This window comes from Ruegeria halocynthiae (genome assembly GCF_900106805.1).
In the GTDB taxonomy this organism is placed as follows: Bacteria; Pseudomonadota; Alphaproteobacteria; order Rhodobacterales; family Rhodobacteraceae; genus Ruegeria; species Ruegeria halocynthiae.
On the sequence record NZ_FNNP01000003.1, the window covers coordinates 151,762 to 173,437 of the forward strand.

The 21,676-nt window shown below is 58.5% G+C and carries 26 protein-coding genes; 10 read left to right on the plus strand and 16 right to left on the minus strand.

What is annotated here, in order from left to right:
* The first annotated feature begins 9 nt into the window (after nucleotides 1–9).
* The 4 genes from BLU89_RS11390 to yddG all read left to right on the plus strand — a co-directional run bounded on the left by BLU89_RS11390 (nucleotide 10) and on the right by yddG (nucleotide 4,207).
* The gene (locus BLU89_RS11390) at nucleotides 10–1,185 is read left to right on the plus strand and encodes an acetyl-CoA C-acetyltransferase (protein WP_074736963.1); all 1,176 of its coding nucleotides are present in this window, start codon (nucleotides 10–12) and stop codon (nucleotides 1,183–1,185) included.
* 185 nt (nucleotides 1,186–1,370) lie between these two features.
* Nucleotides 1,371–2,093: an acetoacetyl-CoA reductase gene (gene phbB / locus BLU89_RS11395; RefSeq protein ID WP_074736964.1), complete on the plus strand. Its 723-nt coding sequence runs from the start codon at nucleotides 1,371–1,373 to the stop codon at nucleotides 2,091–2,093.
* 303 nt (nucleotides 2,094–2,396) lie between these two features.
* Entirely contained in the window at nucleotides 2,397–3,344 is a 948-nt protein-coding gene (locus BLU89_RS11400) for a transcriptional regulator GcvA (RefSeq protein WP_074736965.1), read from the plus strand.
* Nucleotides 3,341–4,207, plus strand: coding sequence for an aromatic amino acid exporter YddG (gene yddG / locus BLU89_RS11405; protein ID WP_074736966.1), 867 nt, complete (start codon nucleotides 3,341–3,343; stop codon nucleotides 4,205–4,207). The genes BLU89_RS11400 and yddG overlap by 4 nt, the downstream gene beginning before the upstream one ends.
* Here the strand turns inward: yddG and BLU89_RS11410 are convergent.
* From BLU89_RS11410 to BLU89_RS11420, 3 genes are all read right to left on the minus strand, one after another.
* Nucleotides 4,204–4,368, minus strand: a complete 165-nt coding sequence (locus tag BLU89_RS11410; protein WP_074736967.1) for a YdcH family protein — start codon at nucleotides 4,366–4,368, stop codon at nucleotides 4,204–4,206. The genes yddG and BLU89_RS11410 overlap by 4 nt on opposite strands.
* Before the next feature lie 115 nt (nucleotides 4,369–4,483).
* Complete coding sequence (locus tag BLU89_RS11415; RefSeq protein ID WP_074736968.1) at nucleotides 4,484–5,263, minus strand: tRNA1(Val) (adenine(37)-N6)-methyltransferase; 780 nt, start codon at nucleotides 5,261–5,263, stop codon at nucleotides 4,484–4,486.
* The gene (locus BLU89_RS11420; RefSeq protein ID WP_074736969.1) at nucleotides 5,260–5,475 is read right to left on the minus strand and encodes a putative signal transducing protein; all 216 of its coding nucleotides are present in this window, start codon (nucleotides 5,473–5,475) and stop codon (nucleotides 5,260–5,262) included. The genes BLU89_RS11415 and BLU89_RS11420 overlap by 4 nt, the downstream gene beginning before the upstream one ends.
* A gap of 56 nt (nucleotides 5,476–5,531) precedes the next feature.
* Between BLU89_RS11420 and BLU89_RS11425 the strand changes: the two genes are divergently transcribed.
* Entirely contained in the window at nucleotides 5,532–6,530 is a 999-nt protein-coding gene (locus tag BLU89_RS11425) for a polyprenyl synthetase family protein (RefSeq protein WP_074736970.1), read from the plus strand.
* Here the strand turns inward: BLU89_RS11425 and BLU89_RS11430 are convergent.
* From BLU89_RS11430 to soxR, 4 genes are all read right to left on the minus strand, one after another.
* Nucleotides 6,523–7,344 (minus strand): 4-(cytidine 5'-diphospho)-2-C-methyl-D-erythritol kinase, encoded by an 822-nt coding sequence (locus BLU89_RS11430; RefSeq protein ID WP_074736971.1) that lies wholly within the window; start codon nucleotides 7,342–7,344, stop codon nucleotides 6,523–6,525. The genes BLU89_RS11425 and BLU89_RS11430 overlap by 8 nt on opposite strands.
* Nucleotides 7,334–9,046 carry a tetratricopeptide repeat protein gene (locus BLU89_RS11435; protein ID WP_074736972.1) on the minus strand — a complete coding sequence of 571 codons (1,713 nt, stop codon included), beginning with the start codon at nucleotides 9,044–9,046 and terminating at the stop codon, nucleotides 7,334–7,336. Before BLU89_RS11435 ends, BLU89_RS11430 begins: the two co-directional genes overlap by 11 nt.
* Before the next feature lie 104 nt (nucleotides 9,047–9,150).
* The gene (locus tag BLU89_RS11440; RefSeq protein WP_074736973.1) at nucleotides 9,151–10,797 is read right to left on the minus strand and encodes an electron transfer flavoprotein-ubiquinone oxidoreductase; all 1,647 of its coding nucleotides are present in this window, start codon (nucleotides 10,795–10,797) and stop codon (nucleotides 9,151–9,153) included.
* A 136-nt stretch (nucleotides 10,798–10,933) separates the two neighbouring features.
* Nucleotides 10,934–11,389, minus strand: coding sequence for a redox-sensitive transcriptional activator SoxR (soxR, locus tag BLU89_RS11445; RefSeq protein ID WP_074736974.1), 456 nt, complete (start codon nucleotides 11,387–11,389; stop codon nucleotides 10,934–10,936).
* A gap of 89 nt (nucleotides 11,390–11,478) precedes the next feature.
* Between soxR and BLU89_RS11450 the strand changes: the two genes are divergently transcribed.
* From BLU89_RS11450 to BLU89_RS11460, 3 genes are all read left to right on the plus strand, one after another.
* Complete coding sequence (locus tag BLU89_RS11450; protein ID WP_074736975.1) at nucleotides 11,479–11,859, plus strand: VOC family protein; 381 nt, start codon at nucleotides 11,479–11,481, stop codon at nucleotides 11,857–11,859.
* Nucleotides 11,860–12,095: 236 nt separating this feature from the next.
* A complete protein-coding gene (gene greA, locus BLU89_RS11455) occupies nucleotides 12,096–12,566 on the plus strand; it encodes a transcription elongation factor GreA (protein WP_074736976.1) in 471 nt (156 codons plus the stop codon).
* Between the two features lie 14 nt (nucleotides 12,567–12,580).
* Nucleotides 12,581–13,573, plus strand: coding sequence for a hypothetical protein (locus BLU89_RS11460; RefSeq protein ID WP_074736977.1), 993 nt, complete (start codon nucleotides 12,581–12,583; stop codon nucleotides 13,571–13,573).
* Here the strand turns inward: BLU89_RS11460 and BLU89_RS11465 are convergent.
* The 5 genes from BLU89_RS11465 to BLU89_RS11485 form a co-directional block, all read right to left on the minus strand.
* Nucleotides 13,570–14,835 carry a molybdopterin-binding protein gene (locus tag BLU89_RS11465; RefSeq protein WP_074736978.1) on the minus strand — a complete coding sequence of 422 codons (1,266 nt, stop codon included), beginning with the start codon at nucleotides 14,833–14,835 and terminating at the stop codon, nucleotides 13,570–13,572. The genes BLU89_RS11460 and BLU89_RS11465 overlap by 4 nt on opposite strands.
* Nucleotides 14,832–15,323 (minus strand): molybdopterin-guanine dinucleotide biosynthesis protein B, encoded by a 492-nt coding sequence (gene mobB, locus BLU89_RS11470; protein WP_074736979.1) that lies wholly within the window; start codon nucleotides 15,321–15,323, stop codon nucleotides 14,832–14,834. The genes BLU89_RS11465 and mobB overlap by 4 nt, the downstream gene beginning before the upstream one ends.
* On the minus strand, nucleotides 15,320–15,970 hold the full coding sequence (gene mobA, locus BLU89_RS11475) for a molybdenum cofactor guanylyltransferase MobA (RefSeq protein WP_074736980.1): 651 nt from the start codon (nucleotides 15,968–15,970) through the stop codon (nucleotides 15,320–15,322). The genes mobB and mobA overlap by 4 nt, the downstream gene beginning before the upstream one ends.
* 1 nt (nucleotide 15,971) lies before the next feature.
* The gene (locus tag BLU89_RS21555; RefSeq protein WP_176797698.1) at nucleotides 15,972–16,130 is read right to left on the minus strand and encodes a hypothetical protein; all 159 of its coding nucleotides are present in this window, start codon (nucleotides 16,128–16,130) and stop codon (nucleotides 15,972–15,974) included.
* Nucleotides 16,131–16,405: 275 nt separating this feature from the next.
* On the minus strand, nucleotides 16,406–17,296 hold the full coding sequence (locus BLU89_RS11485) for a formate dehydrogenase accessory sulfurtransferase FdhD (protein ID WP_074737120.1): 891 nt from the start codon (nucleotides 17,294–17,296) through the stop codon (nucleotides 16,406–16,408).
* Nucleotides 17,297–17,345: 49 nt separating this feature from the next.
* Here BLU89_RS11485 and BLU89_RS11490 point away from each other — a divergent pair, with 49 nt between their 5' ends.
* Together BLU89_RS11490 and BLU89_RS11495 are read left to right on the plus strand one after the other, a co-directional pair.
* On the plus strand, nucleotides 17,346–18,056 hold the full coding sequence (locus BLU89_RS11490; protein WP_074736982.1) for an AzlC family ABC transporter permease: 711 nt from the start codon (nucleotides 17,346–17,348) through the stop codon (nucleotides 18,054–18,056).
* Nucleotides 18,053–18,385: an AzlD domain-containing protein gene (locus tag BLU89_RS11495; RefSeq protein WP_074736983.1), complete on the plus strand. Its 333-nt coding sequence runs from the start codon at nucleotides 18,053–18,055 to the stop codon at nucleotides 18,383–18,385. Before BLU89_RS11490 ends, BLU89_RS11495 begins: the two co-directional genes overlap by 4 nt.
* On the opposite strand, the gene BLU89_RS11500 is transcribed toward BLU89_RS11495, so the two are convergent.
* The 4 genes from BLU89_RS11500 to BLU89_RS11515 form a co-directional block, all read right to left on the minus strand.
* On the minus strand, nucleotides 18,374–19,006 hold the full coding sequence (locus BLU89_RS11500) for a hypothetical protein (protein WP_074736984.1): 633 nt from the start codon (nucleotides 19,004–19,006) through the stop codon (nucleotides 18,374–18,376). The two genes, BLU89_RS11495 and BLU89_RS11500, sit on opposite strands and share 12 nt — an antisense overlap.
* Nucleotides 19,007–19,028: 22 nt before the next feature.
* The gene (locus tag BLU89_RS11505; RefSeq protein ID WP_074736985.1) at nucleotides 19,029–19,163 is read right to left on the minus strand and encodes an aa3-type cytochrome c oxidase subunit IV; all 135 of its coding nucleotides are present in this window, start codon (nucleotides 19,161–19,163) and stop codon (nucleotides 19,029–19,031) included.
* 69 nt (nucleotides 19,164–19,232) lie between these two features.
* On the minus strand, nucleotides 19,233–19,787 hold the full coding sequence (locus BLU89_RS11510) for a hypothetical protein (protein WP_074736986.1): 555 nt from the start codon (nucleotides 19,785–19,787) through the stop codon (nucleotides 19,233–19,235).
* A complete protein-coding gene (locus BLU89_RS11515; RefSeq protein ID WP_074736987.1) occupies nucleotides 19,774–21,612 on the minus strand; it encodes a glycerophosphodiester phosphodiesterase in 1,839 nt (612 codons plus the stop codon). The genes BLU89_RS11510 and BLU89_RS11515 overlap by 14 nt, the downstream gene beginning before the upstream one ends.
* Nucleotides 21,613–21,676: the final 64 nt, after the last annotated feature.

A 21,676-nucleotide genomic window follows, 5' to 3' on the forward strand; every position in this document is an offset into this window, starting at 1 on the left:
ATTGACTGTATGACCAACGTAGTAATCGCATCCGCCGCACGCACAGGCGTCGGTAGCTTTGGCGGCTCGTTCGCAAACACCCCTGCGCATGATCTGGGCGCTGCCGTCCTCGAAGCAGTTGTCGAACGCGCTGGGATCGACAAGGGCGAGGTAGGCGAAACCATCATGGGCCAGGTCCTGACCGCGGCCCAGGGGCAAAACCCCGCTCGCCAGGCGCATATCAATGCGGGCTTGCCGCAGGAAAGCGCCGCCTGGGGCATCAACCAGGTATGTGGTTCAGGCCTGCGCGCAGTTGCGCTGGGTGCGCAACACATCCAACTGGGCGATGCTGAGATCGTGGCCGCGGGCGGGCAGGAAAACATGACCCTGTCGCCCCATGCCGCAGCCCTGCGCGCCGGTCAGAAGATGGGTGACATGAAATACATCGACACCATGATCCGCGACGGTCTTTGGGATGCGTTCAACGGCTACCACATGGGCCAGACCGCCGAGAACGTCGCCGGGAAATGGCAGATCAGCCGCGACATGCAGGACCAATTCGCCGTAGCCAGCCAGAACAAGGCCGAAGCAGCTCAGAACGCGGGCAAGTTCGCCGACGAGATCGTGCCCTTCACCATCAAGACCCGCAAGGGCGACATCGTGATGGACAAGGACGAATACATCCGCCACGGCGCGACCATGGAAGCCATGGCCAAACTGCGCCCGGCCTTCGCCAAAGACGGTTCGGTCACAGCAGCCAACGCCTCGGGCCTGAATGACGGCGCTGCGGCCACTCTTCTGATGTCGGCTGAGAATGCCGAAAAGCGCGGAATTGAACCTCTGGCCCGCATCGCTTCGTACGCGACCGCCGGTCTGGACCCATCGATCATGGGTGTCGGTCCAATTTACGCTTCGCGCAAGGCCCTGGAGAAAGCAGGCTGGTCGGTCGACGATCTGGATCTGGTCGAGGCCAACGAAGCCTTCGCCGCACAAGCCTGTGCCGTGAACAAAGACATGGGCTGGGACCCGTCGATCGTGAACGTCAACGGAGGCGCAATTGCCATCGGCCACCCGATCGGTGCCTCTGGCTGCCGGGTCCTGAACACATTGCTGTTCGAAATGAAACGCCGGGACGCGAAGAAAGGTCTTGCAACCCTCTGCATCGGTGGCGGCATGGGCGTCGCCCTCTGCGTGGAGCGCGACTAAGTACTTTGACAATTATATGAAAAGGGCGCCAAGCGGCGCCCTTTTTTGTTACAATCATCCCATACCCGTTGGATGCGACAATATCGCCGGGCAGAAAGACAAGAACAGGGGCGAAACGATATTGCGCAACCCGCTCTCTCAGAGTAACAGAATTACCAAGAAGACTAAATTTGGAGGATTCCTTAATGGCACGTACAGCACTCGTAACCGGCGGTTCCCGCGGCATCGGCGCAGCAATTTCCAAGGCGCTTAAAGCCGAAGGTTACAATGTTGCAGCCACCTATGCCGGCAACGACGAGGCCGCGGCTAAGTTTACTGAAGAAACAGGCATCTCCACCTACAAGTGGAATGTAGCCGATTATGATGAATCCAAAGCAGGCATCGAAAAGGTCGAAGCCGAAGTCGGTCCGATCGATGTCGTCGTCGCAAACGCGGGCATCACCCGCGATGCACCTTTCCACAAGATGACACCGGAGCAATGGAATCAGGTGATCGACACCAACCTGACCGGCGTGTTCAACACAGTGCATCCGGTATGGCCGGGTATGCGCGAGCGGAAATTTGGCCGCATCATCGTAATCAGCTCGATCAATGGTCAGAAGGGTCAATTCGCGCAGGTCAACTATGCGGCGACCAAAGCGGGTGATTTGGGTATTGTAAAATCGCTGGCGCAGGAAGGCGCGCGGGCGGGGATCACGGCCAACGCGATCTGCCCCGGCTATATCGCCACTGAAATGGTGATGGCAGTGCCAGAGAAGGTGCGCGATTCAATCATCGGCCAAATTCCGGCGGGCCGCCTGGGTGAGCCGGAAGAAATCGCGCGTTGTGTGGCCTTCCTGGCCTCAGACGATTCGCAATTCATCAACGGTTCGACCATCTCGGCAAACGGTGCGCAGTTCTTCGTCTGAACCCCGTATCAGAGAACAAAATCGGGCCGGTCCAACAAGGACCGGCCCTTCTTTTATCCCGTAAGACCGCGCGCGCTGCAGTCAACGGAAACTGAACAACCAGCCCCAAATCCGAACAACCGCCTTGCTGCGTTCTTTATGGGCGCGTTGAATGGCGCCCTGGATCATCGGGTTTGCCGACATCTCGATCATGTTGCATCCCTCTCTATCAAGGTGAATTTACCTTGCACTCAACATGACCTTCCCTTTTAAACTGTACAAACGAGAGTTTTAGCCACTTCAATTCAGAAAAACTTAACCGAAATGACTGATCGCCTACCGCCGCTGACTGCATTGCGCGCCTTCGATGCAGCAGCGCGGCACATGTCATTTGCGAAGGCTGCAGATGAACTGAACGTGACTCCGGCTGCCCTATCCTTTCAGATTAAATCGCTGGAAGAACATCTGGGGCACCCCCTGTTTCGCCGCCTCAACCGTGCTGTCGAATTGACCGAGGCCGGGCGCACACTAGCCCCCGGAGCCGCCGAGGGTTTTGCCGCGCTGCAAGCCGCATGGCAGGCGACGCGGCGGCTGCAGGATGAAACCAGCCTGACGGTCACTGCCGGTCCAGCCCTTACGGCGAAATGGCTGGCCCCGCGTCTGTATGAGTTCGCACGCGCCAATCCGGGAATCGACCTGAAATTCTCGGCGTCATTGCGCATCATGGACCTTGAGCGCGATGACGTGGACGTGGCGATTCGGTTTGGATACGGGCCGGATGACGGCTTGTATTCCGTCCCTGTCCGAAAGGAATGGCTGACACCTGTCATGACACCGGAACTGGCCGAACAGTATCCGACACCTGCCTCATTGCGCGAGGCCCCGCTGATCCATGACGACTCGATCAACTTTCTCAAACCGAGTTGCGACTGGCCGACCTGGTTTCGCGCTGTGGGGTTGGATTTCACGCCGACACACGGGGCGCACTTCTCCAACGCAGATCACGCCATCGACGCCGCTGTGGCCGGTGTCGGGGTTGTGTTGGGTCGTCGTGCGATGATCCTGAAAGACTTGACCGAGGGGAGGCTGGTCGCACCGTTCAAGGTGGCGTTGGAAACTGCCGGGCGGTTTCGGTTCTTATGTCTGCAGGGCGCAGAGAAACGACCCCAGATCGCGGCCTTCCGCGACTGGTTCATCGCCGAGATTGAAAAGACCGCGCATATATCCGATGAATTCGAAATCATCCCGGTAGAGAAGGTAACCGCTGAATGAGTAAAATGAGCGCGACCGCAATCGGCTTTGTCGCTGTGCTGCTGTGGTCCTTGCTGGCCTTGTTCACGGTCGGCTCGGCACCAACGCCGCCTCTGCTTCTGAATGCGATCTGTTTTACGATCGGGGGCACTCTGGGCCTGATCTGGGCTATGGCAAGCGGTGGATTGGGGCAGTTACGCCAAATCGCATGGACAACCTATCTTTTTGGATCAATTGGACTTTTCGGATATCACGCGCTGTATTTTTCAGCCCTGCGCATAGCCCCAGCAGCCGAGGCTGGGTTGATTGCCTATCTCTGGCCCTTGCTGATTGTCCTGCTGTCAGGTCTGCTGCCCGGAGAGCACCTGAAACTGGGTCATCTGATCGGAGCCTGCCTTGGGTTTGCAGGGGCCGCCGTCATCATCACCGGAGGCGGAAGTGCGGGGTTTCAAGTGCAGCACCTGCCCGGCTACGGGCTGGCCTTGCTGTGTGCGCTAACCTGGTCCGGGTACTCGGTTCTGTCGCGGCGTTTGGGGGATGTGCCCACAAGCTCGGTCGCGGTGTTTTGTGTAATTACGGCAATTGCGTCCTGGACACTGCATTTCGCGGTTGAAGAGACCACCTGGCCAGTGGGCGCGCGCGGTTGGACCTCAACCCTTGCGCTAGGGCTGGGGCCGGTAGGTCTGGCTTTTTATGTTTGGGATATCGGGGTCAAACGCGGAGACATTCAAATCCTTGGCACCGCCTCATATGCGGCACCTTTGTTATCCACGCTTGTGTTGGTATTGGCCGGGATCGCCGCCCCATCCTGGGGTCTGGCGATCGCGGCCTTGCTTGTCACCGGTGGCGCGGTCATTGCGGCTCGCGCCAGCCTGAAGGCTTAAGCCGACAGGCGTTCGATCTCTTCTTTCAGCTTCAGCTTCTGCTTTTTAAGCTGTGCGATATGGAGATCGTCGATACCAGGTGAGCGTTGAGCTTCTTCTACTTCAAGACCGAGAACTTCGTGTTTCTTCTTCAACTCCGTCAGATGCGCGCTCACGCTCATGGCGGTCCTCCTTCTCTGGTTTGGTAGGTGTAACGTATGAAGTTGATCACATCATTTCCACCCTGTCACGCTGCAGGCGCACAGAATCTGTAACAAATCCGACAAATTCGGCTGGTCATCGCCGATCTGACGCGAACCCTGTCAAAGCGGCCCCGTCTCGCAGTATCGCCGAGACATCAGCACAGTAGCTTTCCCCATCGCACAGGTGGCGGTCTCCCTCGTGCATCACAAGCGGCGCGTGCAGGCGAAAAGCGGCCCGACCGCCTTTGCGTGCGCGCAGAATCATCAACTCAGCAGATCGGCCCACACGTGGTGACAGAGGCAGGATTTCCACTGATCCCAAACGAGTAGCGCAAGCCGACAGCATATCTGGCAGGCGATCCGCTTTCTGGATCATATGCAGGTACCCACGAGGCGTCAGCCGCCGTGCGGCAACGTCGATCCATTCCACCAGAGGTGTATCCTCGCCCAACGCGACCCGCCGCCCCTGATCGGTTGCGGGGCTGTGCGCGCCGGGCCGGTAATATGGGGGATTGGCAATGACATGATCAAACTGGGCATGCCGTAGCTCCTCGGGCAATGCGCTCAGATTAGCCTCGATCACGGACAAGCTGACGTGGTTCTGGGCGGCATTTCGACGCGCCAGCTCTGCGTAGGCAGGCTGCAATTCAATCCCTGTCGCCCGCAACTGCGCCACACGCGCCATCAGGCACAGAACCGCAGCTCCGGCACCGCAACCCAGCTCCAGCACCGACTGACCTTCGCTGGCCGGGACCGAGGCCGCCAGCAAAACGGGATCAACACCCGCGCGATAACCCGCCCTGGGTTGCCAAAGTCGCACGCGGCCGCCCAGAAAATCATTGCACGTCAGCTCACTGTCGGAAAAAGTGCTCATCGCCCCAGCGGGATCTCGTTATCACGCATCACGCGTTCGGCCCGGATCAAGTCATCAGTGCGCACCATCAGGCGCCGGGGGAATATTCCGATACCGCCTTCAAGGATGCTCATATTTACGTCCATCTGAAAGCAGTCTATATCCTCGCCCTCAAGGAGAGCGGTTGCAAAAGCCAGAATGGTGGGGTCGGTGCTGCGCAATAGTTCTTTCATGGGGATGGATGTAAGGGCAAGGTGCGCCGGAAGTCGAGCCTTGTATCAGGAGTGTGATGACAGTCAGCACGATCTCGAAACCGCATGAGCGTCTGGCAGAGATGCTGGTCGATGAAATGGAAGCGGTCAACACGCTGATTCGAACGCGCATGGCGTCGGAACACGCACCGCGCATTCCCGAAGTGACCGCACATCTGGTTGAAGCGGGTGGCAAGCGCCTGCGTCCGATGCTGACCTTGGCCGCAGCGCGATTACTTGGCTATTCCGGTGACCATCACGTTCGGCTGGCCGCAACTGTCGAATTTATTCATACCGCCACCTTGCTGCATGACGACGTCGTTGATGAAAGCGGCCAGCGGCGCGGACGTCCGACGGCGAACCTGCTTTGGGACAACAAATCCAGCGTTCTGGTGGGGGATTATCTGTTTTCCCGCAGCTTCCAACTGATGGTCGAGACCGGATCGTTGCGGGTTCTGGACATTCTGGCCAACGCTTCGGCCACTATTGCCGAAGGCGAAGTGCTGCAAATGACCGCCGCCACCGATCTGGGCACGGATGAACGTGTTTACCTGCAGGTCGTACGCGGCAAAACCGCGGCGCTGTTCTCGGCCGCGACCGAAGTTGGGGGCGTCATCGCGGGTGCGTCCGAGGAACAGGTCAAGGCCCTGTTCGAATATGGCGATGCGTTGGGTGTTGCGTTTCAGATCGCCGACGACCTGCTTGATTATCAGGGCGACAGCGCAGCAACCGGCAAGAACGTGGGCGATGATTTCCGTGAACGGAAGCTGACTTTGCCAGTGATCAAAGCCGTAGCTCAGGCATCACCCGAAGAACATATATTTTGGGAGCGCACGATTGGCCGGGGGCGTCAGGAAGAGGGCGATCTGGACCATGCATTGGCGCTGATGAACAAGTACAAAACGCTTGAGGCCACCCGCTCTGATGCGATTGGCTGGGCGGCAAATGCGAAGTCGGCGCTGGAGCCTCTCCCCAATCACGAAATCCGGTCATTGCTGAGCGATCTGGCCGATTACGTTGTGTCGCGCCTCAACTGAGCAGCGTGGCGCGGCACCACCATTCGGGATGCGCGGCCCCGATCTCGTAAGCCGCGAAATGCGCCGCCTTTGCCGTAGGATAAAGCGCAAAGCACGTTGATCCCGAACCCGACATTCGGGCCAACAATACATCCCGGGTTTCAGACAGTTCATCGAGTACACCAGCAATTGCGCCTGCAACGCTACAGGCGGGATCTTCCAGATCATTGCGTTGATCCCGCAACCAACCGGCACAGGTTTTGGGTGTTTTGAATTCAGGAATACGGTCAGGCATTGGTGGGTGTTCCCGAGTCTTCAGCGCCGCAAACACCGCCCCAGTCGGCACCGCAATACCCGGATTAACCAACAGGGCCGGAAGTTTGGGCAGAGCGATAGCCTCAATTTGCTCACCAATGCCCCGCATCCGGGCCGAGGCAGGCCGCACACAAACCGGCACATCGGCCCCCAGCGACAAGGGTACATGGGGTGGAATGCCGATTCCTTGCTGCATCAGCAGACGCAGGATTGCTGCGGCATCCGAAGAGCCTCCTCCGACCCCACCTCCATGCGGCAGTTGCTTTTCCAGATGAATGCGGCCAGTCCATCCTGCGGCCTCAGCGGCTTGCCAGACAAGATTGCAGTGATCGCTGGGCACGCCATCCGAAAACTCGCCAGTGATAGAAAGGGACAGGTCCGGACCCGGCGTGAGACATAGCCGATCGCCGACTTCCGCAAAGGCAACCAGCGAATCCAACAGATGATAGCCATCCGCGCGCTGGCCGGTCACATGTAAAGTCAGGTTGATCTTGGCGGGGGCAAAGGCCTCAGCCGTCATTGGCGACCTTCAGGGGTTCAGCACCTTCCTCCTGCAGAACCACGTCCAGACCGATCTCAATCTTGCGGCGGATGCGGTCCGGGTCGGCCTCTCCATCGACATCTTCGGGATCGATGAAAGACAGGGCGCGTTTCCACTGGAACTCGGCTTCGCGGGCGCGGCCCACGGCCCAGTAGACGTCACCCAAATGGTCATTCACCACCGGATCCACGGGCATCAGTTCAACCGCACGCTCCATGTGTTCGACGGCTTCGTCGTACCGCCCAAGCCGGAACAGAACCCACCCCAGACTGTCGACGATATAACCGCTGTCAGGGCGCGCCGAGGCCGCACGTTCGATCATGTTCAGCGCCTCATCCAGCTTTTCCTGACGTTCTACCAGAGAATAACCAAGATAGTTCAGCACCTGCGGCTGGTCTGGGTTCAATTCAAGCGCACGGCGGAAATCGGCCTCGGCCTGGTCCCAGTTCTTGAGACGTTCATGGGAAATCCCCCGGGCGTAATGCAAAAACCAATTGCTACCTGCGCCCGCTTCGGTCAGGTCGATGGCCTTGTCATATGACGTGACTGCCGCGGCATAATCCTCTTGCTGGCGCCGCAAATCTGCCAGTGCCACATGCACTCCGGGCAAATCCGGGCTCTGGGCGGCGAGGTTTTGCAACACCTCGGCTGCGGCGTCTTTTCGATCCGAGCGGCTAAGCACTTCGGCGCGCCCCAGCTCGGCGGCGTGATAATCGCTGCTGCCCGGAGGCACCTGGCGATAGACGTCAACGGCCAGGTCATATTGCTCAAGCCCGTCCAGCAACTCGGCGCTCAGCAGGATTGCATCGATATGATCGGGGCGCAGGAAGGTCGCAATCCGGGCGTAGAGCAGAACATAGTCCTGCGCTGCCTCGGTGCTAAGCGCAGCGCCGACCGAAAAGAACACTTCGGCCATTCCGTCCCGGGCTGAACGGACATGGGTGAAAGGTAGCGTTTCGCCGTCAGACAGACGGTCTGTGTAGCCTTCGATGGTGGGATCGCTGCCTGCGGCAAACACATTATTAAGGAATTGTAACGCGTCATCGTTGCGATCCAGTTGCGACAGCACTTCGGCCCGCGCCAGCACGGCCCGACGCGAGAAACGACCAACCAGGTCATCGTCAGCCGCAAAGATCGCCTCGGCACTTTCAAAATCCCCGACGGAAGCCAAAGCCATGGCCTTGTGATACTGCGCGAATTCTCTCAGGCCCTCCTGAGTGGCAACATCGTCAAATTGTTCCATCGCCTTGGTCATTGCGCCCTGCCCGATATAGGCCCAGGCGATCATCAAACCATCAACCAGCGGACCAACGCCCTGCGTTTCGGGATCACGCGCCAGAAACTCATCCATCTTTCCATCGGCCACCAGATTGGCTGAAATCACCATCCGGGCGGCCTGGCTGGGCAGCTCCTTTTTCTCAATGACGTCGGCAACGGTCAGCGCCCGTTCGATTTCACCCAAGGCAAGCCGGGCGACGACAACATTTTCCAGCAGCTTGGGATTTTCCGGATCAGCCTGCAGCGCCCTGGCATAATAGCGTTCGGCCGCAGGATAGTCGCTCTGATAAATAGCCTGACGCCCGGCAAGATACGACCCCGACCCGGTATCCGAAACCGCAGGAAGCGCAATTGAAGAGCTGAGAATCACGGCCAGAGCCGCGCGTCGAACCAGGGAAACCACTGATAATCTGCCTTGCTGTCGTTGACTGAACGACAAGCTAGGGCTTTGGTGCGCGAGAGGCAATGGCAGAGCCTTCACGACCCTGCCAGTGCCCCTGTTCTTGCCTACATGTTCGGATAGTTCGGCCCGTCACCACCCTGCGGCGTGGTCCAGGTGATATTCTGGCTGGGATCCTTGATGTCGCAGGTTTTGCAATGGACGCAGTTCTGGAAGTTGATGACGAATCGCGGGCCATCTTCATCCTCGACCATCTCATAGACGCCCGCCGGACAATAGCGCTGCGCCGGTTCATCGAACCTGGGCAGGTTGACCTTGACCGGAATTTCAGGATCGGCAAGCCGAAGGTGGCAAGGTTGGCTTTCCTCGTGATTGGTCGCCGCAAACGAAACATTCGTCAGACGATCAAAGGACAGCGTGCCGTCGGGTTTTGGATAGTCGATCGGCTGATGCTTGCTGGCATCCTCGGTCGATTCCGCATCGTTCTTGCCATGACCCAGCGTCCCGAACAGCGAAAAGCCCAACGTGTTGGTCCACATGTCCAGACCGCCCAGCGCCAGCGAGGGCATCAAACCCCATTTCGACCACATCGGCTTGACGTTGCGAACCTTCTTCAGGTCTTTGCCGATCGCACCTTCATGTACATCCGCTTCATACGCGGTCAACTCGTCACCTGAACGTTCCGCTTTGATCGCATCGAAAGCGGCCTCAGCTGCGGCCTTGCCCGACAGCATGGCGTTGTGGTTACCCTTGATGCGCGGCACGTTGACCATGCCCGCCGAACAGCCCAGCAGCGCCACGCCCGGTGCGACCAGTTTTGGCATCGACTGATACCCGCCCTCGGTGATCGCACGGGCACCGTAGGCCACCCGCTTGCCGCCTTTCAGCAGCTCGGCAACCATCGGATGATGCTTGAAGCGCTGGAATTCCATGTAAGGGTACAGATGCGGGTTCTTGTAGTTCAGGTGAACCACGAAACCGACATAGACCTGATTGTTTTCAAGGTGATAGATGAACGATCCGCCGCCCGCGTTGCTGCCCAGAGGCCAGCCCATGGTGTGCGTGACGCTGCCTTCCTTGTGCTTGGCCGGGTCGACCTCCCAGATCTCTTTCATGCCAACGCCGTATTTCTGCACTTCTTTACCAGCAGACAGATCGTATTTGGCGATGACTTCCTTAGACAGTGAGCCACGCACGCCTTCCGACAGGAAGACATATTTGCCGTGCAGTTCCATCCCCGGTTCAGTGTTCGGCCCGTAAGAGCCGTCCGCTTCAAGGCCGAATACACCGGCCACAACACCTTTAACCTCGCCGTTATCTCCATACACCATCTCGGAACACGCCATGCCCGGGAAAATCTCTACGCCCAGTTCCTCAGCCTGCTCAGCCATCCAGCGGCAGACATTCCCCATCGAGACGATGTAATTGCCGTGGTTGTGCATCAGGGGCGGCATCGGAAAGTTGGGGATACGGATCTGGCCCGCTTCACCCAGCATGTAAAACTTGTCTTCGTTGACCGGCGTGTTCAGCGGCGCGCCCTTTTCCTTCCAGTCCGGGATCAGCGCGTCCAGCCCGCAGGGATCAAGTACCGCGCCCGACAGGATATGCGCACCTACTTCCGAGCCCTTCTCCAGAACCACGACGTTCAGGTCACCATCCAGCTGTTTCAGACGGATGGCCGCCGACAGGCCCGCAGGACCTGCGCCCACGATAACTACATCGTATTCCATCGCTTCGCGTTCAATCTCGGCCATCGCGGGCTCCTTAGCTAACTTTCCGAATTGGCGCTTTCACTGCGTGGTCGGCGCAATATTGTTTCACGGCTGATTACATGGTCGGAAAGACCTTGGTCAATCGAAACACGGCGTAACAATGCCGCTATTCGACACATCACGCCTCTGGTGCATCACCCATAAGGTATCTGGGACCACTACCATGGGATTTTGCCCTGTCATCGGGGTTATAAAGCTTGCATTTCGGCAGGCTGAGGCAGCCGCATCCGATACATCCATCCAGATTGTCGCGCAGTCGCATCAGCGTATCGATTCGCTGATCCAGATGGGCACGCAATCCTGCGCTGATGTTTTTCCAGTCTTGCGGCGTCGGTGTGCGATTTCCCGGCAGTTCTAAAAGCACCTCTCGGATTTCCGGCAGCGTCAGACCGAACTGCTGAGCGATCATCACAAAGCTTAGTCGCCGGATATCAGCGCGCTGATACCGTCGCTGCCCGCCTGCGTTTCGCCACGGAGATATCAAACCTTGTGCCTCGTAGTACCGGATCGCGGACACAGCCAACCCTGTGCGCCGTGCCAAAGCACCAATCGCCAGCCCCTCGGAAACAGCCATTACATTCGCTCCAAAAAATATCTTGACCTAAAGTTAGGTTTAGAAATTACGGTGAGTTGAGACAAGCGCTAAATTTGGAAGGAGAACCCATGATGGCTACGCTAGAGCACACCAATTTCACTGTCCGTGACCCAAAGGCATCTGCAGCATGGATGCAGAAAGTCTTCGATTGGAAAACCCGCTGGGAAGGCCCGGCAATTGCTGGCGGCTATACTGTGCACGTGGGCAGTACACACACCTATCTGGCGCTTTATGCCCCCAACGACCCCAAATCATCGGGCGAAAGCAGCTACGACGTCCTCGGCGGGTTGAACCATGTAGGTGTGCTGGTCGAAGATATTGATGCAACCGAGGAAGAGGTTCGTAAAGCGGGATTCGAGCCGCACAACCACGCTGATTATGAGCCCGGGCGACGCTTCTATTTCCGCGACGACAACGGCATTGAGTTCGAAGTGGTTCAATATGATTGAGATGCTGTGGCTTGGACACGAGGCCAGTCGCTGGCGACGCGGGGAACTGTTGGGGCAGCGCCATAGGCGCACCCAATCCCCTCAAAGGCGGCGCTAACTCGCAAGTTTACTAACAACGCGCGCCTCCCCTCTTGCAATTCACGCCTCATTTGGGTCAGGTAATTGCCAACCCATCCTTCGCCCCGACGCTGACCCATGCGGCGGGGCGTAACAATTTCTGCGTGGACGACAAGACTATGGAAAAGATTCCCATGACGCCTACGGGCAATGCCGCGCTCGGGGCGGAACTGAAAAACCTGAAATCCGTCGAGCGCCCGGCCATCATCGAAGCAATTGCTACTGCACGCGAACTCGGTGACCTGAAAGAGAATGCCGAATATCACTCAGCGCGCGAAAAGCAGGGGTTCATCGAGGGCCGCATCAAAGAGCTTGAGGGCATCCTGTCACTGGCTGATGTCATTGATCCGTCCAAGCTGTCGGGTGCGATCAAGTTTGGCGCCAAGGTGACGCTGGTTGATGAAGATACCGACGAAGAAAAAACCTGGCAGATCGTGGGTGAATATGAGGCCAATATCGAAAAGGGCCTTCTGAACATCAAATCCCCTATCGCCCGCGCCCTGATCGGCAAAGAAGAAGGCGACAGCGTCGAGGTCCGCACCCCCGGCGGCGAGCGGTCTTACGAAGTTCTGAGTATCGAATACGCCTGACCGGAGCGTTTGTTATGTCAGGGTCCGAACCCGAGCAGGAAATCGAGAAACCAACATCGCTGGGCATCTACGACCGCCCCGAGCGTCCTTCGGTCACAGAGATCGAGATCGCGGCGGCAGCACTCAGCGTGATTTGGCTGGTGGTGTCGGTGGTGTTTCTGGTGCTGCCCGGCGCGCAGCAAGGCGGTTTCATCGTCACTTTTCTTGCGGTCTTCATGCCGGTGGCAATGATCTGGGTTGCCGCTCTGGCGATGCGCGCCAGCCGTGTCATGCGTGAAGAAAGTGCGCGTCTGCAAACCGCCATCGACGCGATCCGCAACAGCTATGTGGTCCAGCAGCAGCGCGCCGCCAGCACCTATGAACCAACGGTCGGCAAGAAACTGGATGAAATTGCCGAAAGCGCCAAAAAGACCGAAAGTGCACTGGCAACGTTTTCGACCAATCGTGCCGAGCCCACACGTGCCAGCAGGCGCTTGATCGAACCCGGCAATCAGACCTCGCTGGAGCTGGGCACATCGGCAGAAGAGATTACGCCCCCTTTGCCCACGGACATCTTTATCCGTGCTCTGAATTTTCCAGAAACTCAGAGCGACGAAAAGGGTTTCGATGCTCTGCGCCTTGCATTGAAAGATCGCAAAACATCGCAACTTGTGCAGGCCTCGCAGGATGTTTTGACGCTGCTCAGCCAGGAAGGCATCTATATGGACGATCTGCGCCCCGACATGGCCCGGCCAGAGATCTGGCGTCAGTTTGCCCAAGGTGCGCGCGGTCGGTCAGTGGCAGCATTGGGCGGTATTCGGGACCGGTCGTCGTTGGCGCTGACGGCGGCACGGATGAAGCAGGACCCGATCTTTCGCGATGCAGCCCACCATTTCCTGCGCCGATTTGACCACATGATCGTCGAATTCGAACCCGAAGCCAGCGATGCCGAACTGACCGCCCTGAGCGAGACGCGCACGGCACGGGCCTTCATGCTGCTGGGACGCGTGGCGGGAACATTCGATTAAAGTCCAAAACTCCCGTAGGGTATGAACCGTACTAGATCACCTGGCTTGATCTCACGGGCGCCGTCGCCAATTTCAACCAGCCCGTCGGCCCAGCTTAACCCGCTGATCCGGCCCGACCCTTCCGAATGGAACGCCTCGGCTTGTCCTCCGCGGATGCGGGCGCGCAGATATTCGCGGCGACCCGGTTTCTTACGCTTTGCGAACGCGGCGGGCACCTCGAACCCTTGCGGCTCTTGCCAGCCTTCACCTGCCATCAAGCTCAGCGCAGGGCGAGCAAAGATCAACGTGCAAACCATTGCTGCCACCGGATTGCCCGGCAGTCCGAACACTGGTGTTTGATCCCACATCCCCAGTGCCAAAGGCCGTCCGGGTTTCAAGGCGATGCGCCATTCATGCATCGCCCCGGCCTCGCGCAACAAGGCCGAGACATGATCTTCATCCCCGGCAGAAGCACCTCCGCTGGTCACGATCACGTCCACCCGCTGCGCTGCGCAATCCAAATGCCGGCTCAGGGCCGCGCGGTCATCCTCGGCGCGCCCCAGATCGACGGCTTCAAACCCGATCCGTTCAACCAAAGACAGCAGCATCGGACGGTTGGCATCGTAAATCTGACCTGGACCAGCGGCATCGCCGGGTTCGACCAGTTCATCCCCGGTCGACAACACACCGACGCGCAGCGCCTTGCGCACGGAAACCTCAGCCAAGCCCACCGCAGACAGCAGCGCCATATCTGCCGGAGTCAGCCGCCGCCCGGCGGGCAGCGCCAACGCGCCTTCAACCACATCTTCACCTGCTTTTCGCGTGTTTGCGCCCTGTTTCAATGGGCCGCGGAAGGCAATGTGGCCAAGCTCAAGGGTCACGTCCTCTTCCAGTATGACGGTTTCGACACCCTTCGGCAGGGCAGCCCCGGTCAGAACCCGCAGCGCGTATCCCTGCGGAACCTCGCCCGCGAATGGAAACCCCGCTGCAGCCCGGCCCTGAAGCACAGGCAAAACGCAGGGACCTTCAGGCACTGCCCCGGCAAATCCGTACCCATCGACCGCCGTGTTGGGCTGCGGCGGGTTCGAGCGCTGAGCCAACACATCCCCGGCCAGAATACGACCTGCTGCCTGCCTCAGTGGCGCGGTTTCGACCCCGGTCACCACAGTCAACCTGTCCCGCAACAGCGCCAGAGCTTCGTCAACGGGTGTCCAGTTCACTCCTGCGGGCAGGGCAAAGCAATCATTGCGCAAGGGCGGAGGCGCGATATCCGGTTTGCTCATAGCCCGACCTCCCCGAGGATGAAATCTGCGATGGCCGCCGTATCGTCCAGATCGAAGATCGGCAGATCCAGATCCAACGGCGTGTCACTGGCGATAGCGCGGATCGTGTTGTCATCGAGGGCGATCAGGGGGTTGCCTGGTTCGGCACGAAAGGCCTCAATCTTGGGATGGCGTGCGCTCTTGAACCCTTCTATCAACACCAGATCGACCGGCGACAGGCGGTCCAGCAACACATCCAGCGCGGGTTCTGGCGCGCCGCGCAACTCGTGCATCAGAGCGATGCGCTGGCCCGATGCAAGCAGCACTTCGGCTGCGCCTGCCATACGATGCCGATGGCTATCGGTTCCGGGCTGGTCGACATCAACGCTGTGATGCGCATGTTTGACGGTCGAAACGGTGAAGCTCCGGCTGGTGATCTCGGCCACCAGCCGTTCCATCAACCCGGTTTTGCCTGCGTTTTTCCAACCGGTGACACCGAAGACCCTCATACCTGCTCCAGCATAGCTTGCGCGCGGCCCAGATCCTCGGGCGTGTTGACGTTGAAGAACGGATCGAACGGGTCGGTGGAAAACAATGCCTCGCGACCCTCATGCTGGTCTGTCCAAATAACAACCTTACGCAAACCACCCTCAAGCGCCGTTCGCAGATCATCACGCAGGGCCACAGGCCACAGGCCAAATGTCGGGTGTCGATTAACCCGCTTAGAGCCGCCAGATTTCAACGCCTCATCACCGGTACGCAGCGTGGTGGCAAGAACGAGTGGGTGTTTCTGCCCTGCGGAAGCAAGTACCAGTTGATTCACCAGATCTCGTGGAAAGAACGGCGTATCCGCTGCAACCGTCACGATTGATTGTGCACCCTGTTCTGCCGCCCAATCGAGACCTGCGAGAACACCGGCAAGCGGCCCAGCAAAGCCCTCGATCGAGTCTGCAATTACGGGCAAGCCCAACTCAGAGAATCGCGATGCGTCCCCGTTCGCATTTAACGACAGACCGTCCACCTGAGGGCGCAGCCTTTCTATCACGCGATCCAGCAAGCTAACCCCGCCGATCTGCAACATCCCTTTGTCGCCCCCTCCCATCCGAGTGGCGAGACCGCCTGCTAGGATCACTCCGAGAGGTTTGGTTGAAGGCATATCATCTCCATGGGGCAGGCCTCAGAATCATCAGATAGATCACGTTACCTGCAATGAATAGCCATAGAAACTCGATCGCCAGAAAACTCAGCCCGGTGAAAGCCAAAACCCAGAAAGTCACGCCAAGAGCTGACCAAATTCGGGCTGACCTGATCGCCATGTACGCCTCTCTTGGCGTTTCAGAAATTTGGGGCGCGCCCCAAATCAGAAGCTTAAGAAAAATACGGGTCCGCCCGTAGCCTTTTGACAAGCTCAATGTATTGGACATGGGGTTTTGGGCGGGAAACCCGAACTTTCGCAGCACCATCAAATGGTTGGCATACATAAGCCCCAAGCACCTGCTTAGCCCTGTCCAAGTCTTCCAAAGCACCGTCAACATAAAGATGCCCAAACCAATCCACCCCGAAACTGCGATCACGATCCACCAAGGGTCAATCAATGCTCTGCACTCTTTCTGCGGTGTTTCTTGTCTTCAATGGCTACCGTCGCCGGATCAACGTCACGCACCAGACGATCCTCTCCGGACAAACACACATACCGCTGTCCGCGCATCCGCCCGATCAAGGTCAGACCAACCTCGCGCGCGATCTCGACACCCCAAGCGGTAAAGCCCGACCGTGAGGCCAGAACCGGAATGCCCATCATCGCCGTTTTAATCACCATTTCCGAGGTCAGACGACCCGTGGTGTAGAGGATCTTGTCCACTGCGCCCTCACCCTCGGACAACATCCAACCCGCAATCTTGTCTACGGCGTTATGGCGGCCGACGTCCTCCATATAGACCAGTGGGCGGTTTTCACGGCACAATACCGTGCCATGAATCGCGCCGGCCTCCAGATACAACGACGGGGTGCGATTGATTTTGGCGGCCAGATCATACAGCCACGAAGTACGCACCGAGACCTGTGGCAGGCGCACATCCTCAAGCCCTTCCATCATATCACCAAAGACGGTGCCCACGGCGCAACCGCTTGTGCGGGTTTTCTTCTTCAGCTTGTCCTCGTACGAGGTCTCGCGCGCAGTGCGCACGACCACGGTTTCCAGATCGTCGTCATAATCGACCCGCGTAATCTCGTCATCTGCAAGCAACATGCCCTGATTGCGCAGAAACCCCAGCGCCAGATACTCGGGATAGTCGCCGATGGTCATCGCCGTCACGATTTCCTGCGAATTGAGAAAGATCGTCAGCGGGCGCTCCTCGACCACCGAGATCCTGCTGACCTCACCGTTCTGATCGACACCCTCAACCGCACGGGTCAACCGTGCCGCGCCCGGATCAGGCGCGATAAGATAGTCTGACGGGTCGATTTCCGTGGCCAATTGCAACCCTTTCACAAGACGGCTACTGCTGCTCGCATCACCATAGGATTTAGCCATGGCCTCCGCCACATCCAAGTCATATTTCTGGAAAGGATTTCGCGACGGCACGCCATTCGTGTTCATCGCGGTGCCCTTCGGCCTTCTGTTCGGCGTATTCGCCACCGAAGCCGGATTGGATGTTGTCCAGACCATGGCATTTTCAGCAACCGTTTTTGCCGGAGCCGCGCAATTCACCGCGCTGCAGTTGCTGCAGGACAATACGCCCACTGTGATCGTCCTGATCTCGGCATTGGCAGTCAACCTGCGGGTGGCGATGTATTCGGCCTCTCTGACGCCTTATCTGGGGGCGGCACCGCTGTGGCAACGCGCCTGTGCCGCCTATCTGATCGTCGATCAATCTTATGCCTGCTCGATCGTGCGGTTCGAGAACGAGCCTGACATGACCGTGCAACAACGCATGACCTATTTCGTCGGATCGGTCACACCGATCACGCCACTTTGGATTTTGGGCACGTATCTGGGCGCCGTTCTGGGCACGCAGATACCGGAAAGCTGGGCCCTGGATTTCGCTTTGCCGATCACCTTTCTGGCCATGATTGGGCCAATGATGCGCACGCTGGCACATGTGGTCGCCGCGCTGGTTGCGATCGTGGTGGCGCTGCTCACCGTAGCAGTGCCGTTCAACCTTGGCCTTCTGATCGCGGGTGCGGCGGGTATGATCGCCGGCGCACAAGCCGAACTGATGCTGGAACGGACCAAATCATGACGCAGATCGACACTACCACCATCTGGATCATCATTGTCGGTCTGGCGATCGGAAGCTATCTTTTGCGGTTTACCTTCATCGGGTTGGTCGGAGATCGCCCGATGCCACCCTGGTTGCTGCGCCATCTGCGCTATACCGCCGTGGCGATTATCCCAGCCTTGATCGCACCACTTGTGGTCTGGCCTTCGGCCACGGACGGACAACCGGATCTGCCACGTATGGCCGCTGCTGCAATTGCGTTGACAGTGGGATACGCCACCAAAAACATTCTGGCCGCAATCTTTACCGGGGCCGCCACGCTCTATGGTCTGCTTTATTTAGTTGGTTGAAGCCGCTTCAAGCTGATTGAGCCGCGCGTTGTTTGCGGCCAGTCCCTGCTGCAAATCAGCCGAGTCACTCTCACGATATTCAGTGGTGGAAACCCCCGGTATCTGACCGAACTGATCCGACAGTTTCACTGGATAGAAGGTCGTGCTGATCTGCTCAAACCCCGGGACCTGCTGCAACAGCTCCGAGGTCGAGTTTGCGCAGAACGCCCCCGCCACTGGCCCCATCTGCTTGGCCAGCTGCAGCGCGATCTCGGCTTGCTGAGGCGTCACTTCGATGGTCTGGACCCGCGCGTAATGCGTTTCGCGCGCGTGGCTGCTGCGATAAGCGCGCTCGACATTGGGTGTGATACCGTACAGCACATCGTTCCTGATCGGCACCACATCCGCCCGGAACGATCCGGCAGGATCGAAGATCACCCGCTCGCTGCCGCTGATCATCAACGAAGTATGCGCGCCGGATCCCGTCCGCGTATTGATCATAGTATAGAGCGTCAGAGTCGATGGCCCAGGGTCACGATAGGACTGGGCAACGATTTCGGATTGGTCGGCTTGCGGGCGCTGCGAACCAGCGCAGCCAGCGACCGTTACCGCCAGCAGGCAGGCTATCAGTATCCTGAACACGGGAAAATGCCTCTGGTTCGGATTAGGCGGCAAAAACCGCTAGGAAGATGCAGAGGAAGATACATGCCACCGCAAACCAAGTGGTGAATTTGACAAACCCGTCAAAGGTTTTGGTTTGAACGGTGATGTCCATCTCGCCGTGCTTGTGATCAGCCATGTTTTCAAAGATTCCCAATTCGCGTGTTTGAAATGTTGGATAATGTAAAATTCGGGGCCTGTCACGACGTCATTCGCGCGCAGGTGTGGCAAAAACCGAACATCCGGGAAAGCCGAACCCCCAGCGCCAGGGCAACCCGCTGCAAGGGCCGCCGCCAAAGCGTACTGCCATGAACATCGCCTCAGAGGTGATCGAATGAACCGAGCGGATCTGATCCGGCGTCATCTCATAGCGTTCCGCATATACGTCTGCCTGGGTGTCGCCGTGATCTTTGACACAGGCGCGCAGCGCATCATCAGCAGACAGGCGGGCGTCAAAACTGGCATCGGCCTGCATCGCACCGCCTGCGTTGTGATAGGCTCGATCATGGGTGACGCAGCAGTATTCCCAGGGTGGGTGCGCCTCGTAGAGCAGGCTGAACTTGGGAAAGGTTTCGGCGACCAAGCGCCAGCTCGACGACAATCCACCAGAGCATCCGTCGGATTCAAACGGGGTCAGTTCCGAACCGTCAATGGTATCGATCAACACCCGGTGCGCAGGCATTTCGACGTTGCGCATAAGGTCTTGTCCGATTGCGGGTAACGCGCACCAAGCCAGAAGAAAGGCGGATTTAAGGGCTTTCATCGCGCATCTCAGTGGTGTCGACGGACAGGCCGAATGTCGTCGCAAGCCACAGCATGAGCCGTTCGCCCGGCCCCATCTCGGCGCGGATGCGCAGCACTTCGCGGGCCATCGCAGGACGGTCGGTGATCAGCCCGTCGACGCCCATCGAGGCCATGGCCGACATCTGTAGCGGGTCATTCACCGTCCAAACATAGATATCCTTACCCGCGTCGTGGACCGAACGGATCAGGCCCGGCGAAACCGTCGCCGCGTTCACGGCCACGAAATCGCCCTCAAGACCAGAAAGATCACCGATCGCAGTGGCGGCCAGAACACCAGCCCGCCAATCGGGGCGTAGCGTTTTCATCTTCTGTACGGCCGGGTATTTCAGCGACATTGTGGCGATGTCATCCTGCATATCCAGTCCTTCGACAATCGCGGCGACGCGGTTTTCCAGATCAACGTCATGGCCGTAATACTTCAGCTCGATAATGACCTTGGACTTACCCTTGGCTGCCTCAAGCACCTCGCGCAGCGTGGGCGCACGTTCCGAGGCGTATTCCGGACCGAACCAACTGCCTATATCGATCTCGGACACATCCTCCATCGTTGCGTCCCAGACTTTTATCGGGACGCCTGCCAGCTTCATGAAATCGCTATCATGGGCAATGATGACAACGCCATCCGCGGTCTCTTGCACGTCGATCTCAACCCAATCGGCCTCGTCCTCGATGGCTTTCAACACCGACGCCATGGTGTTTTCTGGCCGCAACGCTGCCGCACCCCGGTGGCCGATCACATCGGCATGATCCGGAGCTTGAACCTTTTCCAGCAGCTCCTGTCCAGACCATAGCCCTATCAACAAGGCAATGACCGCACCGCCGACTACTGCGTAAAGCGGCGCGCGCAGATTGCCGGGTTCCGGATGTGGAACTTCGCGACCCAGCGTATCAAAGAAACTGTCCAGCAGAACCGCCAGCGCGCCCAGCGCGATGGCAGCCAGCACAAGCCCTGCCAATGACCAAAGGCCTGCAACGATGAAGCTGAAGATCAGCGCAAAGCGCAGGTTGGCGCCCTCTTGCAGCGGTACAATGTCGAATAGCACCCCAGCCACACCTGCGATCAACGCAGCGATGGCAAGACGCAGGGCAAGCCACAGGCCCAGCCTTATCTTGAGGCGCCCACGTTTGCCCTCCATCCGGTTCGTGCTGATCAAGAAGGCCTCGGCAGGCTTACAATCTTCAAACAGCACCAGATGCAGCGCCAGCGCCCAGGCCGAAAGCCTGCGGATCAAAGCCCAGGCCAGACACAGCACGACAAAACCGATCAGCACCACCGCTACCCAGAACGAAGGTGGATGGAAGGTGAGGTAATAGTTGATGTCGTATTCCGTCAGCGTCCACCAAGCAATCACTCCGGCGACCGCAACAAAGGGCAGCGCCAACAGTAAAACCCGCAGAATGAACCGTACGGCGAATCCAAAAAGCGCCGGCAGACGCCCCAGGATCAACCGGATCGAGGCACTGCCTGCCCGCCACGGGTCGCTTTCACCCATGCGAAGTGAACCGGCCATGACCGAAAAGACAAAAACCTCGGCCAGCAGGAACAGGCTGAGCACAGCAACCGCCGCGATGAACCCCGCAGGCGAAAGCAGGAACATCGCAATGTCCTGATCCGTTAGCGCAGACTGATCCGATAGCGAAACGGCCAAATTGACCGCAATGGCCACGCCCGGGGCGATCAGCGCGACCAACAACAACCGTACGGCCAGATAGATCGGCACAAAGACCCGCCGCCGGGCCCACGCACCGCGATAGGCATTTGTAACGGCTGAGAAATTGGTCACGCGGCACCCTCCTGAATGATGATCTCATTCAAGGCTGCGAAAGCGTGAATTGCAAGAGTGCGCG

What these genes read in the sequence shown, in the direction of transcription:
- BLU89_RS11390 (WP_074736963.1), top strand. Translation starts at nt 10, where the DNA reads ATGACCAACGTAGTAATCGCATCCGCCGCACGCACAGGCGTCGGTAGC.
- phbB (WP_074736964.1), top strand. Translation starts at nt 1,371, where the DNA reads ATGGCACGTACAGCACTCGTAACCGGCGGTTCCCGCGGCATCGGCGCA.
- BLU89_RS11400 (WP_074736965.1), top strand. Translation starts at nt 2,397, where the DNA reads ATGACTGATCGCCTACCGCCGCTGACTGCATTGCGCGCCTTCGATGCA.
- yddG (WP_074736966.1), top strand. Translation starts at nt 3,341, where the DNA reads ATGAGTAAAATGAGCGCGACCGCAATCGGCTTTGTCGCTGTGCTGCTG.
- BLU89_RS11410 (WP_074736967.1), bottom strand. Translation starts at nt 4,368, where the DNA reads ATGAGCGTGAGCGCGCATCTGACGGAGTTGAAGAAGAAACACGAAGTT.
- BLU89_RS11415 (WP_074736968.1), bottom strand. Translation starts at nt 5,263, where the DNA reads ATGAGCACTTTTTCCGACAGTGAGCTGACGTGCAATGATTTTCTGGGC.
- BLU89_RS11420 (WP_074736969.1), bottom strand. Translation starts at nt 5,475, where the DNA reads ATGAAAGAACTATTGCGCAGCACCGACCCCACCATTCTGGCTTTTGCA.
- BLU89_RS11425 (WP_074736970.1), top strand. Translation starts at nt 5,532, where the DNA reads ATGACAGTCAGCACGATCTCGAAACCGCATGAGCGTCTGGCAGAGATG.
- BLU89_RS11430 (WP_074736971.1), bottom strand. Translation starts at nt 7,344, where the DNA reads ATGACGGCTGAGGCCTTTGCCCCCGCCAAGATCAACCTGACTTTACAT.
- BLU89_RS11440 (WP_074736973.1), bottom strand. Translation starts at nt 10,797, where the DNA reads ATGGCCGAGATTGAACGCGAAGCGATGGAATACGATGTAGTTATCGTG.
- soxR (WP_074736974.1), bottom strand. Translation starts at nt 11,389, where the DNA reads ATGGCTGTTTCCGAGGGGCTGGCGATTGGTGCTTTGGCACGGCGCACA.
- BLU89_RS11450 (WP_074736975.1), top strand. Translation starts at nt 11,479, where the DNA reads ATGATGGCTACGCTAGAGCACACCAATTTCACTGTCCGTGACCCAAAG.
- greA (WP_074736976.1), top strand. Translation starts at nt 12,096, where the DNA reads ATGGAAAAGATTCCCATGACGCCTACGGGCAATGCCGCGCTCGGGGCG.
- BLU89_RS11460 (WP_074736977.1), top strand. Translation starts at nt 12,581, where the DNA reads ATGTCAGGGTCCGAACCCGAGCAGGAAATCGAGAAACCAACATCGCTG.
- BLU89_RS11465 (WP_074736978.1), bottom strand. Translation starts at nt 14,835, where the DNA reads ATGAGCAAACCGGATATCGCGCCTCCGCCCTTGCGCAATGATTGCTTT.
- mobB (WP_074736979.1), bottom strand. Translation starts at nt 15,323, where the DNA reads ATGAGGGTCTTCGGTGTCACCGGTTGGAAAAACGCAGGCAAAACCGGG.
- mobA (WP_074736980.1), bottom strand. Translation starts at nt 15,970, where the DNA reads ATGCCTTCAACCAAACCTCTCGGAGTGATCCTAGCAGGCGGTCTCGCC.
- BLU89_RS21555 (WP_176797698.1), bottom strand. Translation starts at nt 16,130, where the DNA reads ATGGCGATCAGGTCAGCCCGAATTTGGTCAGCTCTTGGCGTGACTTTC.
- BLU89_RS11490 (WP_074736982.1), top strand. Translation starts at nt 17,346, where the DNA reads ATGGCCTCCGCCACATCCAAGTCATATTTCTGGAAAGGATTTCGCGAC.
- BLU89_RS11495 (WP_074736983.1), top strand. Translation starts at nt 18,053, where the DNA reads ATGACGCAGATCGACACTACCACCATCTGGATCATCATTGTCGGTCTG.
- BLU89_RS11505 (WP_074736985.1), bottom strand. Translation starts at nt 19,163, where the DNA reads ATGGCTGATCACAAGCACGGCGAGATGGACATCACCGTTCAAACCAAA.
- BLU89_RS11510 (WP_074736986.1), bottom strand. Translation starts at nt 19,787, where the DNA reads ATGAAAGCCCTTAAATCCGCCTTTCTTCTGGCTTGGTGCGCGTTACCC.